At 75.5% G+C, this 16,320-nt stretch carries 8 protein-coding genes; 3 read left to right on the top strand and 5 right to left on the bottom strand.

Features of this window, described 5'->3' with window-relative positions:
* Positions 1 to 986: 986 nt before the first annotated feature.
* Positions 987 to 2,423 (bottom strand): SWIM zinc finger family protein, encoded by a 1,437-nt coding sequence (locus GCU69_RS05895; protein ID WP_156205323.1) that lies wholly within the window; start codon positions 2,421 to 2,423, stop codon positions 987 to 989.
* Between the two features lie 233 nt (positions 2,424 to 2,656).
* On the opposite strand from GCU69_RS05895, the gene GCU69_RS05890 reads away from it, so the two are divergent.
* The 3 genes from GCU69_RS05890 to GCU69_RS05880 all read left to right on the top strand — a co-directional run bounded on the left by GCU69_RS05890 (position 2,657) and on the right by GCU69_RS05880 (position 8,132).
* Positions 2,657 to 3,787, top strand: a complete 1,131-nt coding sequence (locus tag GCU69_RS05890; protein ID WP_156205322.1) for an ATP-binding protein — start codon at positions 2,657 to 2,659, stop codon at positions 3,785 to 3,787.
* Positions 3,745 to 6,447 (top strand): DUF5682 family protein, encoded by a 2,703-nt coding sequence (locus GCU69_RS05885; RefSeq protein WP_456243369.1) that lies wholly within the window; start codon positions 3,745 to 3,747, stop codon positions 6,445 to 6,447. Before GCU69_RS05890 ends, GCU69_RS05885 begins: the two co-directional genes overlap by 43 nt.
* A gap of 434 nt (positions 6,448 to 6,881) precedes the next feature.
* Positions 6,882 to 8,132: a VWA domain-containing protein gene (locus GCU69_RS05880; RefSeq protein ID WP_235978267.1), complete on the top strand. Its 1,251-nt coding sequence runs from the start codon at positions 6,882 to 6,884 to the stop codon at positions 8,130 to 8,132.
* Positions 8,133 to 8,603: 471 nt separating this feature from the next.
* Here GCU69_RS05880 and GCU69_RS05875 read toward each other — a convergent pair whose 3' ends face one another.
* The 4 genes from GCU69_RS05875 to GCU69_RS05860 all read right to left on the bottom strand — a co-directional run.
* Complete coding sequence (locus GCU69_RS05875; RefSeq protein ID WP_098755166.1) at positions 8,604 to 9,494, bottom strand: peptidoglycan-binding protein; 891 nt, start codon at positions 9,492 to 9,494, stop codon at positions 8,604 to 8,606.
* A 96-nt stretch (positions 9,495 to 9,590) separates the two neighbouring features.
* Positions 9,591 to 11,132 (bottom strand): DUF6519 domain-containing protein, encoded by a 1,542-nt coding sequence (locus tag GCU69_RS05870; RefSeq protein WP_156205320.1) that lies wholly within the window; start codon positions 11,130 to 11,132, stop codon positions 9,591 to 9,593.
* A gap of 87 nt (positions 11,133 to 11,219) precedes the next feature.
* Positions 11,220 to 13,403 (bottom strand): hypothetical protein, encoded by a 2,184-nt coding sequence (locus GCU69_RS05865; RefSeq protein ID WP_156205319.1) that lies wholly within the window; start codon positions 13,401 to 13,403, stop codon positions 11,220 to 11,222.
* Between the two features lie 409 nt (positions 13,404 to 13,812).
* Positions 13,813 to 16,320 (bottom strand): putative baseplate assembly protein (locus tag GCU69_RS05860; protein WP_156205318.1); only part of this gene is annotated, 2,508 nt, incomplete at its 5' end.

Here is a 16,320-nt window from a genome sequence, read left to right as displayed (position 1 = left end):
GTACGGTGTCGGCCGCCGCCGCGTCGAGGAGGGCCGCCGCCGGATCCTGGCCCGGCGGCACCCCGGGCGGTGTGCGGCGTTCCGTACCGACGAGGGCGGCACCGACCAGCTCGTCCCAGGCCACCCCTGATCGTCCTTCCGGCTGCGTGGTCGTCATGGCCGCGTCCCCCTCTTCGCGCTCGTTGCTCGCAGCACCGTGTTCCCCCTCTTCGCTCTCATCGCGCTCAGCCCTCTTCGCCCTTCTCGCCCTCCGGGCTCGCGCTCTCGTGTCGTCGTGGGCCGGAGGCTCGCGGCCCGGCGCCGTACTGTCGCGGCTGCCGGACGACTCCCGTACCCTGTCGGCGCTCGGTCGTGGGGTCGTGGGGTCGTACCGTCATCCGGCCGGCGTCCGCGATGCCCAGCTGCCGTGCGCGGTCGTGCCGCCGTCCGCCCGGCGTCCCCGATGCCAGCTGTCGTGCCGTCGCTCGCCCGGCGTCCGCGATGCCCAGCTGTCGTGCCGTCGTCCGCCCGGCCTCGCGATGCCCAGCCGTGGTGCCGTCGCTCGCCCGGTCACGCCGTGCCGCGCGGTCGCTGCGCCCACGGCCGGCATCGAGCCGTCCGTGCCCGGACCGGACGCACCGGGCCCGTCCGGTGCGCAGTGGACCCCGGTCTCCGTGCCTGCCGTCGGCACGTGCATCGTCGCCCGTGCCACCGTCCCCCGTGCCACTGGCACTCGTGCCGCCGTCGCCCGTGCCGCTGCCGGCCGGGGTCCGGCCACCGGGGCTCCGGCTGCCGGGGCCTGGCAGCTGGGGTCCGGCACCCGGGAGCAGGCAGCCGGTGTGCCGCGTTCCCACCACCCCGGCGTGCCGTGTCGGCCCGCCTGTGCCGGGTCCGCTCCACCTCTGCGCGTTCCCCCTGGGCGTCCCCGTATCCGGGAAACCCCCGCCGCGCGAAACGGGTACCGCCGCCCGGTGTTGGCCGGATCCCCGCTCCCGGACGTCGCGGCGTCACAGCGGCACCGCCTCGTCCGTGTCCGGTGACCAGGCCGTGAGCGGGGTGAAACCGCGGTGGCCGCATTCGCCGAAGACGGTCAGCGGACCACCGCCCGACAGGGCAACGAGCTGCCACAGACCGGGGCGGCCGAGGCCGCGCGGGTCCACCGGGAGCGCCGCCTCCCCGTCCGCCAGCTGCCAGCTCCCCGCGGCACCGGCCGCCGTCGCCCCGTCCTCCGCCGGTATCGGCACGACGTCCGCCAGCACCACGGGCCAGGACTCCAGCCAGGGATCGTCGCGCAGCGCGGCACCGTAGGCGGTGAGCGCCGAGCCGACATCCGTCCCCGGGGGCCGGAAACCGGCAGTCGACGGTCCGAACTGCCCACCCGGCGCGGCCCGCAGCTGACCGGCGCCCGGATAGAACGCGCACTCCGCGTCCGTGACGAGACCGGTGGGCAGGCTGATCTCCGGGGCGCGGCCCGCCGCTCCGAAGGACAGTACGAGAGCCGTGCGCCCCGAATGCGTGCCGCGCAGCCATATCCGGCGGACGGTCAGCCGGCTCTCCGCGTCGTCCCGCTGGGACAGCACCAGCCAGCGGTCGCGCACCACCGAGGCCCGGTGGGCCAGCAGTCCGGCCGTCCGCACCGGTGCTCCCGCGCGGACACGGACCGTCGCGGCGAGCGGATCCGGGAGGTCCGCGACGTCGAGGAAGGCGCGGTTCAGCAGATGGAGCAGCGAGCACTCCTCCAGCAGCCGTCCGGGCCAGCCGGGGCCGGAGGCAGCGATCGCACCCAGCTCCCGCACCCGTGTCTCCAGGCCCGGCGCCTGCGCGTCCACCATCCGGGCCGCCGTCTCCTCCCAGGCCCCGTAACCCGCCCGGTCGGCGCCCGCCAGCCCGCCGCGCACCAGGTCCAGCAGCCGCTGCTCCAGCTCCGAGGCGCCCGCCGCCATCCGTTCGGCCCGCCGCTCCGCCCGCCGCCGGGCCGCTTCGGCGTCCTTCGGCCCGGCACCCGGTCCCGGGGCCGCGTCACCGCCGGTCCCGTGGCCGGCCGCTCCGGCGGCCCGCTGCCGCCGCCCCGCCAGCCACTCACCGGCCCAGTCCGGCGGTTCCGCGGCCGTCGCCCCGGCGTGCTCCGCGCCCTCCGGTCCCACACCGCCCGCCGTCCACAGGAGCAGCAGCCCCAGGGCGTGCTTGCACGGGAACTTCCGGCTCGGGCAACCGCACTTGTACGCCGGGCCCGCCCCCGGCCGGCCGTCGCCGCCCAGGTCCACGACCGTCCGGTACGGCTTGCTCCCGCTCCCCTTGCACAGGCCCCACACCGCCCCTTCGGCACAGCCCGTCTCCGACCACGGCCCCGCCGCGCCCAGCCTGCTGCCCGCCTTGCGCGACGCGGCGTCAGGAGCCAGCGCCAGCACCTGATCCGCCGTCCAGCGCTCCCCCTGCCGAGTCATGTCACCCGCTCCCCCTGCTGGATTCATGTCACCGACCGTAGGGGCCGCCACTGACAATCCCCGGCGCTTCCGGAACGGCCCCCGGGACGGCCCCCGGAACGGCCCCGGGGACGGCTCCGGCGTACCGTCCGCCGTCCGGTGACCCGTTGTCAGTGGCCTCGTGCAGGGTGGAGAACGCAAGCGGCCCACGGGTTCGTGGGGGTGGGCCGCACGTCCTGCACAGAGGGGGACCCATGACCGTGCACACCGAGACGACCGGATCCGGCGAGCGGGCCGGTGCCGCGGGGGAAGCGATCCGGCCGCATGCCGAGGACGCGTTCGCCGGTGAGCTGAAGGCGCTGGTCGCGGCCGACGACCGGCCGCGGCCGGAGCGCTGGCGGCTGTCCCCCTGGGCCGTCGCCACGTATCTGCTCGGCGGGACGCTCCCCGACGGCACCGTCGTCACGCCCAAGTACGTCGGCCCGCGCCGCATCGTGGAGGTCGCGGTCACCACGCTGGCCACGGACCGGGCGCTGCTGCTGCTCGGTGTCCCGGGCACCGCCAAGACCTGGGTCTCGGAGCATCTCGCGGCGGCGGTCAGCGGCGACTCGACCCTGCTGGTGCAGGGCACCGCGGGGACCCCGGAGGAGGCCATCCGGTACGGCTGGAACTACGCGCAGCTGCTCGCCCACGGCCCGAGCCGCGCCGCACTCGTGCCCAGCCCGGTGATGCGGGCGATGGCCGACGGCATGACGGCGCGCGTCGAGGAGCTGACCCGCATCCCGGCCGACGTCCAGGACACGCTGATCACGGTGTTGTCGGAGAAGACGCTGCCCATACCGGAGCTGGGCGAGGAGGTGCAGGCCGTCCGCGGGTTCAACCTCGTCGCCACCGCCAACGACCGCGACCGCGGGGTCAACGAGCTGTCCAGCGCCCTGCGCCGCCGGTTCAACACGGTGGTGCTGCCGCTGCCCGCGACCCCCGAGGCCGAGGTCGAGATCGTCTCCCGGCGGGTCGACCAGATCGGCCGCTCGCTCGACCTGCCGGCCGCGCCGGAGGGCATCGACGAGATCCGGCGGGTCGTCACCGTCTTCCGGGAGCTGCGCGACGGCGTCACCACGGACGGCCGGACGAAGCTCAAGTCGCCCTCGGGCACGCTGTCGACGGCCGAGGCGATCTCCGTCGTCACCGGCGGGCTGGCGCTCGCGGCCCACTTCGGGGACGGCGTGCTGCGGCCGGGGGACGTGGCGGCCGGAATCCTGGGTGCCGTGGTGCGCGACCCGGCGGCGGACGCCGTGGTGTGGCAGGAGTATCTGGAGGCCGTGGTGCGGGAGCGGGACGGCTGGAAGGACTTCTACCGCGCCTGCCGCGAGGTCTCGGCGTGAGCACCGCCCGGGACGAGCCGCTGCTGCTCGGGGTGCGGCATCACGGGCCGGGGTCCGCCCGCGCCGTACGGGCCGCGCTGGACGCCCGCGACCCGGCCGTGGTGCTCATCGAGGGCCCGCCGGAGGCCGACGCGCTCGCCGGGCTCGCGGCCGAGGACGGGATGCGGCCGCCCGTCGCCCTGCTCGCGCACGTCACGGGGGAACCGGCCCGCGCCGCGTTCTGGCCGCTGGCCGAGTTCTCCCCGGAGTGGGTGGCGCTGCGCTGGGCGCTGACCCGCGGCGTGCCGGTCCGCTTCTTCGACCTGCCCGCGGCGAACACCCTCGCGCTGCGGGACGAGGACGACCACGATCCCGCCGCACGACCGGGACGGGCCGGTGACGGGACGGACGTCCGGATCGACCCGATCGGCGTCCTCGCCGAGACCGCCGGGTACGACGACCCCGAGCGCTGGTGGGAGGACGTCGTCGAACACCGGGGTCCGGCGGGCGGCCGGGCGACCGGTGCCCCCGGGGACCCGTTCGCCGCTTTCGCCGCGCTCGGGGACGCCATGGCGGTCCTGCGCGAGACGTACGGCGACGGCGGCCACGAGCGGGACCTGCTGCGCGAGGCGCACATGCGGCTGCGGCTGCGGGAGGCCCGGCGGGAGTCCGGCGACCGGGTCGCCGTCGTCTGCGGGGCCTGGCACGTGCCGGCGCTGCGGGCGGGCACGACCGCGACCGCCGACCGGCAGCTCCTCAAGGGCATGCCGAAGGTCAAGGCCGAGCTGACGTGGGTGCCGTGGACCAACCGCCGGCTCTCCCGCCACAGCGGTTACGGAGCCGGCATCGCCTCACCCGGCTGGTACGGGCATCTGTTCGGCGCCCCGGACCGCCCGATCGAGCGCTGGATGACGAAGGTCGCCGGGCTGCTCCGGGCGGAGGACCATCCGGTGTCCTCGGCCCACGTCATCGAGGCGGTGCGGCTCGCGGAGACCCTCGCCGCGATGCGCGGCCGCCCGCTCGCCGGACTGGCGGAGACGACCGACGCCGTACGGGCCGTGATGTGCGAGGGCTCCGACGTGCCGCTCGGCCTGGTCGGCGAGCGGCTGGTCGTGGGCGATGTGCTCGGCGAGGTGCCGGAGTCGGCACCGGCCGTGCCGCTCCAGCGGGACCTGAGCCGGGCGCAGCGCTCGCTGCGGCTCAAACCGGAGGCGTCGCCGCGGGAGTTGGAGCTGGACCTGCGCAAGGAGACCGACGCGGCCCGCAGCCGGCTGCTGCACCGGCTGCGGCTGCTGGGGATCGCTTGGGGCGAGCCGGTGCGGTCGCGGGCGGGACTCGGGACGTTCCGGGAGGCGTGGCGGCTGAGCTGGGAGCCGGAGCTGTCGGTGCGGGTGGCGGAGGCGGGCTCCTGGGGGAACACGGTGCTCGCCGCCGCGACGGCCAAGGCCGAGGGGGACGCCGTATCGGCGGGCGGGCTCGCGGACGTCACGGCGCTGGCCGAGGTGTGCCTGCTGGCGGGGCTGCCGGACGCGCTGCCGGTGGTGATGCGGGTGCTCGCCGACCGGGCCGCCCTGGACGCGGACGTCGGTCATCTCGCACAGGCCCTGCCCGCCCTGGTGCGCTCCGTCCGGTACGGAGACGTGCGGGACACGGACGCGGCGGCGCTCACCGGGGTGGCCGTCGGCCTGGCCGGCCGCGTCTTCGCGGGACTGCCGCCCGCCTGCACGGGCCTGGACGCGGACGGCGCGGCCGGAATGCGCAGCCATGTGGACTCGGTGCACACGGCCGTCGGCCTGCTCGACGGGGCGGAGGGCGCGAACGGGCAGCGGTCACCGGTCACCGCGCCACCGGGAGCCCCCGCGGCCCTGCCGGACGAGGCGAACGGGGCGAACGGGCGGCCGGAGCCGGTCCCCGCCGGGGACGGGGGGAGCGGGCGGCAGGAGCCGCTCATCGCGGGGGACAGGGGGAGCGGGTCGCCGGAGCCGGTCATCGCGGGGGACGGGGCGAGCGGGCGGCCGGACCCGGTCACCGCGGGGGGCGGGGCGAACGGGCAGCGGAATCCGGGCACCGCGACCGACGGGGGGCCGGTGGCCGTGCCCGACGGGATGCGGGAGCGGTGGGCCGGGGTGCTGCGGACACTGTCCCGGCGGGAGACCGTGGCGCCGTTGATCCGGGGCCGCGCCGTGCGGCTGCTGCTCGACGAGGGGCGGATGGACGAGGACGAGGCGGCCGGGGTGACGGGGTTGGCCCTCTCGCCCGGGACGGAGCCCGCCGAGGCGGCCGCGTGGATCGAGGGGTTCGCCGGTGGCGAGTCGGGCGGCGGAATGCTGCTCCTGCACGACCCGCGGCTGCTCGGGCTCCTCGACCGCTGGCTGACCGGCGTACCGGCCGGGGCCTTCACCGATGTGCTGCCGCTGCTGCGCCGGACGTTCGGGGCGTACGAACCGGGGGTGCGTCGGAGCCTGGGCGAGCTGGTCCGCCGGGGTACCGCCGAACAGGGCGGGCGCGGCGGCCCCGGGGACGTGCCGCCCGGGGCCCCGGGCTTCGGACCGGGCCTGGACGAGGAGCGCGCCGCGGCGGTGGAGCCGGTGCTGCGCCTGCTGCTGGGCACCGGCCGGCTTCGGGGCGGCGGGTGCGGCCGGGACGGCGGACACCTCTGCAGCGCGGAGCCGGCCTCATGACGGGGCTGCGGACCGGCACGAAAGAGGTTGCGACGACAGAGGATCCCGCGACGGAGGACGCCGTGACGGAGGCTGTGGCGATGAGGGCTGGGTCGACGGCAGCCGGGACGGCGACGTCCGGGACGGCGGCGGCCGGGACGGCGGAGGCTGTGGCGATGAGGGCTGGGACGACGGCGGCCGGGACGGCGGCGGCCGGGACAACGGCGGCCGGGACGACGACGGAAGGGACAACGGCAGTCGGAACGGCCAAAATTGGGACAACGGCGGCTGGGGCAACGGCGGCTGGGACAACAGCAGCCGGGGCGACGGCAGCCGGGACGGCGGAGGCTGTGGCGATGAGGACTGGGCCGACGGCGGCCGGGACAACAACAGTCGGGCCGACGGCGGCCGGGACAACAACAGTCGGGACGACGGCGGCCGGGACGACGGACGCCGTGGCGGATGACGCCTTGGTCGCGGGGAACGGGTCCGGGGACGGGACGGACGAGGAGCGGCTGCGGCGGTGGCGGCTGGTGCTCGGCGGCGGGGCAGACGGCACCGGGTACGAACCGGGCGGGCGGGACGCGGCCATGGACCGGACCCTCGACGCCCTGTACGGGGACGGCCCCGGCGGTGCGGGCGGTGGGACCGGCCGGGGCGGTGCTGGGGGCGGCCGGGGGCGCGCCGGGGATTCCCGGGCCGGCGGGCTCGGCGGTTCCGCACCGCAGATGGCGCGCTGGCTGGGGGACATCCGGACGTACTTCCCCACCTCCGTCGTACAGGTCATGCAGCGGGACGCGATCGACCGGCTCGGTCTGTCCCAACTGCTGCTGGAACCGGAGCTGCTGGAGGCCGTCGAGGCGGACGTCCACCTCGTCGGCACCCTGCTCTCCCTGCACAAGGCGATGCCCGAGACCACCCGGAACACCGCGCGGGCCGTGGTCCGCAAGGTGGTCGCGGAGCTGGAGAAACGGCTCGCGACCCGCACCCGGGCGACCCTCACCGGCGCCCTGGACCGTTCGGCGCGGAACAGCCGCCCCCGGCACCGGGACATCGACTGGGACCGCACCATCCGGGCCAACCTGAAGAACTACCTCCCGGAGCACCGCACCGTGGTGCCCGAGCGGTTGATCGGCCACGGGCGCGCGGCGCAGGCCGTGAAGAAGGACGTCGTCCTCTGCATCGACCAGTCCGGGTCGATGGCCGCCTCCGTGGTGCACGCGTCGGTGTTCGGCGCGGTGCTGGCCTCGATGCGGTCGCTGTCCACCCGGCTGGTGGTCTTCGACACCTCCGTCGTGGATCTCACGGACGAGCTGGACGACCCGGTGGACGTGCTGTTCGGCACCCAGCTGGGCGGCGGCACCGACATCAACCGGGCACTGGCGTACTGCCAGTCGCGGATCACCCGGCCCGCGGACACGATCGTCGTGCTCATCAGCGATCTCTACGAGGGCGGCATACGGGACGAGATGCTCAAGCGGGTCGCGGCCATGAAGGCGTCGGGAATTCAGTTCGTGGCGCTGCTCGCGCTGTCCGACGAGGGCACTCCCGGCTACGACCGGGAACACGCGGCGGCGCTCGCGGCCCTCGGCGCACCGGCGTTCGCCTGCACACCGGACCTGTTCCCGGAGGTGATGGCGGCGGCGATCGAGAAGCGCCCGCTGCCGGTCCCGGACACGGACGCGGACACCACCCGGGTCCGCTGAGCACAGCACCGCGCTCCCGGAACCGGAAGCCGCCCGGGCGGGCCCTCGTCAGGGGGACCCGCCCGGGCGGCGGTATGGGGTGTGACGCGGCCACTGCGGACCGCGCGATACGTGCCGGCGTGCAGGGGCCCCGCGCTCCCGGTGCCCGCCCGTTCAGCAATGCCCCCGAAGAGCGGGCCACAGACCCCTACGAGCGGGCCACAGACCCTGGCGCGCGCCGCAGACTCCCGACGAGCGAGCCGCAGACTCCCGAGCGAGTGGGCCACAGACCCCGACGAGCGAGCCGCAGACTCCCGAGCGAGTGGGCCACGGGCCCCCGAGCGAGCGAGCCACAGACCTCCGGCGCGCCCACGAACAGGCGCTCGACGAGCGCGCCACAAGGGCCCGACGCGTGCGCCCCAGCCCTCCACGCGCCCCAGCCCCCGAGCGAGCCCCAGCGCCCCGGCGCGCGCGCCGTACCCGCCGGGCCCGCTACACGTTCGGCACCCGCAGCTTCTTCCAGCTCGTGCTGCCCGGGATGCCGTCCGCGTCCTTGCCGGAGTAGCCGAGCTTCCGCTGCCAGGCCGCGTAGGACTTCTGGTCGACCTCCGTCCAGTTCGGACCGGGACCGACCTTGTAGCGGCCGCAGCCCTCGGCGACGAGCCGCTTCCCCATCGCCGTAATGATCTTGCTGTTGCGGCCGACGCGGAAGAAGTCGGCGCCGGGGAACGGCTCGTACTCGGCCGGCGGCTTCGGCTTCGGGTCGGTCTTCGGCGGTCCGTCCGCCTTGCCGCCGAGGCGCTTCGCGATCCGGCCGCGCATCGTGCCCATCGAGAAGCCGCGCGGGTCGACCTTGCCCGGCTGCCATTCCCGGTGGCCGATCACGGACCGCTCGTTCCAGCCGTGCGCGCGGCAGATGGCGGCCGAGGCCTTCTCGATCGCCAGCTTCTGCGCCTCGGGCCACGGGTCCTTGCCGTCGCCGAGGTTGACGCACTCGAAGCCGTAGAAGTGCCGGTTGCCGTCCGTGTCGGCCTGGTTGTCCGGCGGGAACGACTTGGCCTCGTTGATGACGGCCCTGAGCACGTCGCCGTCGCCGAGCCCGGCGTGGTTGGCACGGCCGTTGCCGACCATGTGCACCACACCCTCCTTGTCGATGACGCCGTGGCACAGCGGGCCGGGGAGGCTGGAGTGGCCCTCGTAGCAGAGTTCGACCGTGCTGCTGGTGCCCTTGGTGACGGTGTGGTGGATCATCACGCCGTTCACCGGGCCCCAGGAGCCCTTGTGGTTACGGTTGTGGGATCGCCAGTTGCGGTATTCGCGGACCTCCAGGCCCTCGTCCCGCAGCGCCTTGACGAGCCGCGAGGCGCTCAGAGGCGTAGCCATCGTGGTGTGCTCCTTCCAGACGTGCCGACTGCCGGCTGCTGACCGGACGCGGGGAAAGCGGCAGCCCGTCGGCTGCCGCGGCCCGGTCCCGCCCTGTCACTGTTGCTGTCCGGGCTCCTGTCCGGGCTGGTCCTCGGCCGCCTCGGCCGCCGCCTTCTCCTCGGCCTCCACCCGCGCCTCCAGCGCCAGTGCCTCCGCGTCGGCGGCCGGTACGTCGGCGGCCAGCGGCCCGAAGGACTTCCGCAGGTCCGAGGGGGCGGACTCGCCCATCACCCAGGCGAGCGGCGCGTAGTGCGCCCGGATTCCGGCCGGACCGCGGAGCAGCGGCCGCCGTGCCGGGTCGGTGGGCCACTCGACGGAACCGGTGGCGGTGCGCGCCGGGATCAGCCAGTGGTCTCCGGTGCGGTAGCCGCCGTCGGGCGCGAAGTACACCTCGACGCCGTCCTCGAGCGGCAGCCAGCGGCCCTCCTCGACCGGGACGGCGCCGTTCCGCAGCTTCGGCCGCGCGCCCTGCTTGCCGCGCGCGGTGCCCTCCCGGTGGTCCCAGCGCCGCAGGAACGGGTTCAGCTCGGGCCGCCGCCCGACACCCGGCTCGGGCTCGCCGGACAGCCGCACCCGGCGGCCGGGCAGGTCCAGTTCCTCCACGCGCAGCAGCGGCAGCGCCTCACCGCGGCTCTCGCGGCCGGTGTCGGTGAACTCGACCAGGTCGCCGACGTCGAGGTCGAGCTTGTCGTCCCCGCCGAGGGAGGCCAGTCCGACCCAGGTGCCGTCGAGTTCGTCGACGGGGAAGGTCACCGAGCCGTTCTCCCGGGACCACTTGAAGGTGGCGTCCTTCGCGGCGCCGCCCTCGTGGATCTCCACCCGGTACAGCTGGTTCTCCGGGCCCCGGTAGCGGGCGTCGGGCCGCACCAGGCACGGGTCGTCGTCGGCGTTCCCGGGGCGCTCGGCGCGGGCCGCGAGGCGGGCCTTCGAGGTCTGGGCCGCGGCCCACTTGGCGAAGGCCTCCCGCACGGTGTCCTTGGGCAGCTGCCCGTCCTCCAGCTCCAGTTCGGCGGCGGACAGCGGCAGCACCTGCCAGACCACCTTGGAGCGGGCCGCGGTGTCGGCCACCGCCGAACCGAGCGCGACCTCCCGCAGCGACGGGTCCTCGGCCGCGGTGACCGAGCGCTCCCACACCTTCAGATAGGCCAGGAACGGGAACGCGGGCAGCCGGTCCTCGGGCCGTTCCGGGTCGCGGTGGCCGTCGGGCTGGTCCCAGTACGTCCAGGTGGCCGGCGGCTCCTCACGGGGCTCGACGCCCTCGGCCCCCTCGCCGTCACCGCCGTCGGCCTCGGCCGGGACGCCCGGCCGCGGCCGGGTCGCGTCGCAGAGGATGCCGTCGACGTAGTAGCGGCCGCCGCCGATGGTGAGGTCGTCCAGCTCGCGGTTGCCTGCCTCGAACGTGATCCGGAAGCCGGTGTCACCGGCCGGGCCGCCGTGCGGGCCGATCAGATCGGTGGCGATCGTACGGGCCTGGTGGAGCTGGATCGCGGCCTGCTCGTTGAAGTCCGCGTCGAGCTGGACGCGGCCCTGCTGGGTGATGACGGCGGAGTAGTGCCGCTCCGGCCGGAAGGTGAAGCGGGAGAGGTCAGCGTGCATGGAAGGGGTCCCCCTCGGATGTGCGTACGTCGGCGAAGTCTGCTGGTGCGGCCGCTGCGGCCGCTGCGGCTGGGATGCGGCGGAACCTCATGTCACGAAGATCACTCCCGCGTCGGTGCCCGCGGGGGCGTACTCGGCGAGCCGGGCGCGCAGGCTGTCCTCGCGCTGCGGCTGGTACAGGTCGTGGAAGGCGCCCATCTCTGCGCCGTCCTCGGCGCCCCGGCGGATCTCCTCCGGCCCGCCCCGGGCGAGCTGGGCGTAGCCGGGCGTCCCGTAGCGCTCGCTGCGGAACAGCGGGCGCGGGAACGGGCCCTCGGCGCCGGCGGGGTGCTCGGGCACGCAGCGGAAGCGGCGCGGGGTGCGCGAGCCCGGCGGCACGTAGCTGTGGCGCAGGCAGCCGACGCCGCGCCGGGCGACGTGCATCCGCCCGGTGAACACGCTGTTCTCGCCGATCTCCACGGCGTGCGTGTGCACCTCGCCGATGACCGTGGTGCGGTGCGCGTGCAGCACGGCGTGCGCGTGGCGGCAGTCCGGGGCGGACAGCGCCGGCAGGTCGTGCCCGGTGGCGTCCAGCACGCTGTCCCGGATGTGCACGGACAGCGGGTCGGTGGCGACCTCGTCGCCGACGACCTCGATGGTGCCGAGGATGCTCCGCTCGATCTGCACGCACGCGGTGGTGCGGTCCAGCACGATGCTGGGCTCCTCCGGCGAGTGCGGCTCGCACTGCGGTTCGAGCGACCAGCCGGGCACCAGGGTGCAGTGCCGCAGGACGAGCGTCCCGACGGGCCCGGAGACGTTCAGGCCGCGTCCGGAGACCAACAGGCCGTCGAGCACGATGCGCGGTTCCTCGCCCCGTTCGCAGCCGTCCGCGGCGCGGATGTTCAGCGCGTCGGGCCGGTTGCTGTACCAGTCCAGCAGCCGGATCACCGGGCGTGTGCCCTCGGCGGCGCGCACCTCCAGGCGGTCGCCCGGGTCGAGGTCGAAGTCCAGCTGCTCCTGGTAGGCGCCGCTGTGGGTGATCTCGATGATGCCGTCGGGGCCGCACCGTCCGGCCCGCCGGTCGTTCCGCCAGTCGTTGTACGCGTCCATGATCCGCCGGTACGTGCGGCCCGGCCCGACCCGGTAGACCTGCGCGGAGGCGGGGGTGACGCGGTCCGGGCGGGCGTACTCGCCGCCGCCGGTGTCGTCGGCGAACGCGTAGTGGTAGTCCACCCACACGCCCTGCCGGGGCGCCGAGCGGGAGCCGAACGCCATCCGGCCCAGCTCCGGGTCGACCGCCACCTGCCCGCGCTTCGGGCGGTAGCGCCAGTCGCTCAGGTCGGCGACGACGACGTCCGACATCGGCACCGGGTCGTCCCGGTCGTCGCGCCGGATGACGAAGCTCTTGCCGGGCCCGTAGGCGTCGGCGAGCCGGTCGGCGAGCTGCCGGCGCCGGAGGTACGCGGGAACGTTGTCGACCGTCGCGATGTGCGCGGCCGACGGCTCCGGCTCCGGCTTGGTCACCAGCGGGGTGTCGTTGCCGAGGATCGAGAAGGTGTAGAGGTTCCGGGCGCGGTCGACGCAGTACGCGGGCGCGCCCGTCACGGAGTACGGCTTCAGCCGCCACACGAACAGCCCGACCCCGGCCGGGGTGTGCCCGCCCTGCCGGCGCCGCGAGTCGGCACGGCGTACGTCCACGGACTGCGCGACCGCGCCGAACGGGCCGCCCGCCAGGTCGAGGGCCGACTCGTCGCGCAGATCGGCCAGCCGGCCCCGGGAGAGCCGCCGGGTGTTCACCGCCGGGGTGCCCGACCCGTACAGCTTCACGGGCTGCTGGTGCGCGACGAGCCGGGAGAACTCCACGGCCCGCGCGGGCCAGCCGGCGACCGACTCGGACAGCTCCTCCAGCAGCGGCAGGGTGCCCTTGCGGCGCCGGTTGGCCACCGTCGCGGCGACGTCCCGGCGCGGCGCGAGCGCCTCGGCCAGCCGCTGCCGGCTGTCGCCGCCCGGTCCGCCCGTGCCGCCCCCGATCCCGGTGGCCTGCACCCGTTCGTAGCCCGGCAGCGTCCGGTAGCCCACCAGGTCGCCCAGGTACGGCAGCACCCACGGCGCTGCGGTCTCCACGAACCAGTCGTCGTAGCCCTGTTCGACCCCGGTGCGGACGAGGTCCACCTGTTCGGAGATCACCGCGAGCAGCGCGCGCAGGCTCTCGCCGCCCGGTCCGCCCTCGGCGTCCCGCAGCCGGTGCCACTGCGGGAGGAGATCCGCGAGCCCGTCCGGCTCCCTGCTCATCGCTGCGTCCCTTCGTCCGTCCCGTACGGTCCGCCGGTGCGGCGGGCCCTGCCGGGGCTCGTGATGCGGCCGATGTGGCTCGTGATGCGGCCTGTGTGGCTGATGTGGCCGGTGTGGTGCCGGTGACCGGTGCGGCCTGTGTCGTGCCCGGGGTCCGCATGGCTCGCGTGGTCCGTCCCGCGAGCCGTGCCGGCCGTACGCGCCGTGCAAGCCGCCCGGGCCGTGCCGGCCGTGCAAGCCGCGCGCGCTGTACGGGCTGAACGGGCTGTACCGGTCTCGGCTCCTCGGCGGACCGCGTGAGCCCAGCCGCCCGTGCCGCCCGCGCCGGCCGTGCTGCCCGTGCTGCCCGTCCGGCCCGCGCTGCCCGCGTTCTCGTGGCGGGAGCCCCGCCCCGCCCGCTGTGCCGCGCTCACCGGGTGATCTCCGTGAGCGTCAGGGTGTCCGGGACCTCCGGCGAGAACAGCGCGAGCTGCGCCGGGCGGATGCCGCGGAACACGCACACCGTCCGGCCCCTGGCCAGCGGCCGGGTGTCGGTGATGTCGGGGTTCAGCCGCAGCAGTTCCTCCAGCGGCACGCCGTACCCGGCGGAGATCGCGCCGAGCGACTCGCCCTCTGCCGCCGTCACCCGGTGCACCTGCTCGTCGTACTCGGCGAGCCGCGCGGGAACCGTCTCCCGGGGCCCGGACGCCCCCTCACCCAGCTCCGCGAGCTGCCGCGGTGTGACGGAGGCGGGGATGCCGGTGAAGGTGTCCACGTCCACGTAGTCGACGCCCGGCACCGACTGTGCGACGGCCAGCACCTCCGACAGCCGGGCGGGCTGCCCCAGTTCACGGCCCGGGAAGCCGAGCCTGTGCAGCAGCGCCCGGCGCACCCGGGGCTCGACCGTCTCCCAGGAGTGGTCCCGCCGCACCTTGATCCGCGCGGCCAGCACCAGCAGCACCGCCTCCCGCACGTCCACGCGGACCGGCAGCCGGGAGTCGCCGTACCCGGCGAGCGAGGACCGCAGGGCGCGCAGCATGTCGGCGTCCGGGCCGATCGGCACGTCGTCCGCGCCCGCGACCGTCAGGTGCAGCACCTGCCGCCGGCCGTCGAAGAGTTCCCGCGCCGCGGCCCGGCCGATGCCGGCCCGGGAACGGGTGAAGTCCTCGTAGTCGGCCACCGACACCAGCCGGTCGAGCGCGGACACGGCCAGCGGCACCGTACGCCGGGTCAGCCCCGGGCCGTCGGCGTCGGAACCGCCCGTCGCGGGCAGCGGGTTGCTCACACCGGTGACCCCCAGCGGGCGGGTGACGGCCTGGGTGATGCGGTTCGCCGGGACGTTCGCGGCGCGGCCGGTGCCGAAGCGGTAGCGGGCCCGGACGTTCTCGTGGCCGGTCGGCAGCCGCGCGCCGTGCACGCCGTCGCCGAACGTCACCGTCGTACGCCCCTCGCCGTCCGTCCCGAGCACGTAGATCCGCTCGCGCGGCCCCCGCCCGGCGAGGCTGTCGGCCCGGTGCCAGAGCAGCCCGTCGACGCGCACCTCCAGGGTCGGGGTGGCGCCCAGCGGATTGTCGTCCGGCAGCCAGGTCAGCGGGGCCTGCCAGAGCACGAACGTCTGGTTCGTGCGGCCCGCGTCGCCGCTTCCGACGGCCTCCTCGCGGCTCTCCCCGTGCGAGGCGGGCACGACGTTGCCCTGGATCCGGACGGTGTCCCGGCGGTACCGGTGGGCCAGGCCGGCGGTGAGCGTCAGCACGGTGTGCACGTGGTCGCCGGGCAGCTCCGGGTCGAGGCGCTGGTCGACGGCCGCGATCACGGCCAGCTCGGTCGCCTGCATCCCCGGGATTCCCGGGACGTCGGTGCGTTCGCCCGTGACGGCGAGGACCCGGCCCGGGCGCAGCCCGTCGTACAGCTGGTCGAGTTCGATCTCGTTGCCGTGCACCTCCTCGCCGAGCGGTTCGTCGGCCGGCCGCAGCGGCTCCGCGCCGGCGTGCACGGTCGCGTCGCGGATGTGCGACAGCAGCACGTCGTGCTCGTCGAGCCACGGCTCGGCGAGGGTCAGCTCGGTGCCGCGGCCGGTGATGCCGTACCGGGTGTACGCGACGGTGCGTACGGCGGTGACGCGCGTGGTCACCTCGGCCAGCTCCTTGTCGCCCGGCACCCCGCCGTCGGCGCCCTTCCGGGGCCGTGCGACGTGGACCCAGCTGCCCACGGTGATCCCGTCGTGCACGCTGTCGAGCGCCAGCACGTTGCGCTGCGAGGCCGCGGGGATCGTCGCGATGCCGATCTCGACGTTGGGCGGTTCGCCCGCGGTCGTGTAGCTGATCGTCAGCTCGTACCGGCCCTGCCGCACCTGCTTGCGCTGGCCGGGGGAGAGCCACCACTCGTCGGGCGTGCCGTTCAGGACGGCGACGTGCACCTTCCCGTCCTCGCCGGGCCGGGACACGAACAGGGTGCGCTCCGGCAGCTCGGCCTCCAGCTGGGCGGTCACCCCCGGCTCCTGCGAGTCCGCGGGCCGCCGGTTCAGCCAGCTCAGGTCGTTGTCCTGGGCACTGCGGGTGGAGACCTGCACCCGGCCCGGGGGCAGCTCGAAGGCCAGGTCCGCGGGGAGGTTCACGGTGTGCTGCACCGAGGTGGAACCCTCCGCGTGCACGAACTCCGCCTTCTGCGGCACCTTGCCCGCCGTGTCGAACACGACCCGCATGGTCGTCAGCGCGGCGCCGGTGAGCGGCCAGTCGGACTGCCGGATCACCCGGCCCCGTTCGTCCTGCACCGGCTTCAGCGGCGCGGTCGAGCCGAACGGGGCCGCCGTCACCCGCAGCACGTGCAGCTCGCTCAGCGCGGACGGCACGGCCGGTGCCGCCTGCCGCCAGGCCGTGTACAGCGAGTCGCCCAGAGCCGGGTCGAGCGCCGACAGCACCTGCGCGCCCAGGTCCGAGTC

Source organism: Streptomyces lycii, assembly GCF_009735685.1.
In the GTDB taxonomy this organism is placed as follows: Bacteria; Actinomycetota; Actinomycetes; order Streptomycetales; family Streptomycetaceae; genus Streptomyces; species Streptomyces lycii.
The sequence above is the reverse complement of the archived record's forward strand: the minus strand, read 5'-3'. Positions and strand labels throughout refer to the sequence as shown.

What these genes read in the sequence shown, in the direction of transcription:
- GCU69_RS05895 (WP_156205323.1), bottom strand. Translation starts at nt 2,423, where the DNA reads ATGACTCGGCAGGGGGAGCGCTGGACGGCGGATCAGGTGCTGGCGCTG.
- GCU69_RS05890 (WP_156205322.1), top strand. Translation starts at nt 2,657, where the DNA reads ATGACCGTGCACACCGAGACGACCGGATCCGGCGAGCGGGCCGGTGCC.
- GCU69_RS05875 (WP_098755166.1), bottom strand. Translation starts at nt 9,494, where the DNA reads ATGGCTACGCCTCTGAGCGCCTCGCGGCTCGTCAAGGCGCTGCGGGAC.
- GCU69_RS05870 (WP_156205320.1), bottom strand. Translation starts at nt 11,132, where the DNA reads ATGCACGCTGACCTCTCCCGCTTCACCTTCCGGCCGGAGCGGCACTAC.
- GCU69_RS05865 (WP_156205319.1), bottom strand. Translation starts at nt 13,403, where the DNA reads ATGAGCAGGGAGCCGGACGGGCTCGCGGATCTCCTCCCGCAGTGGCAC.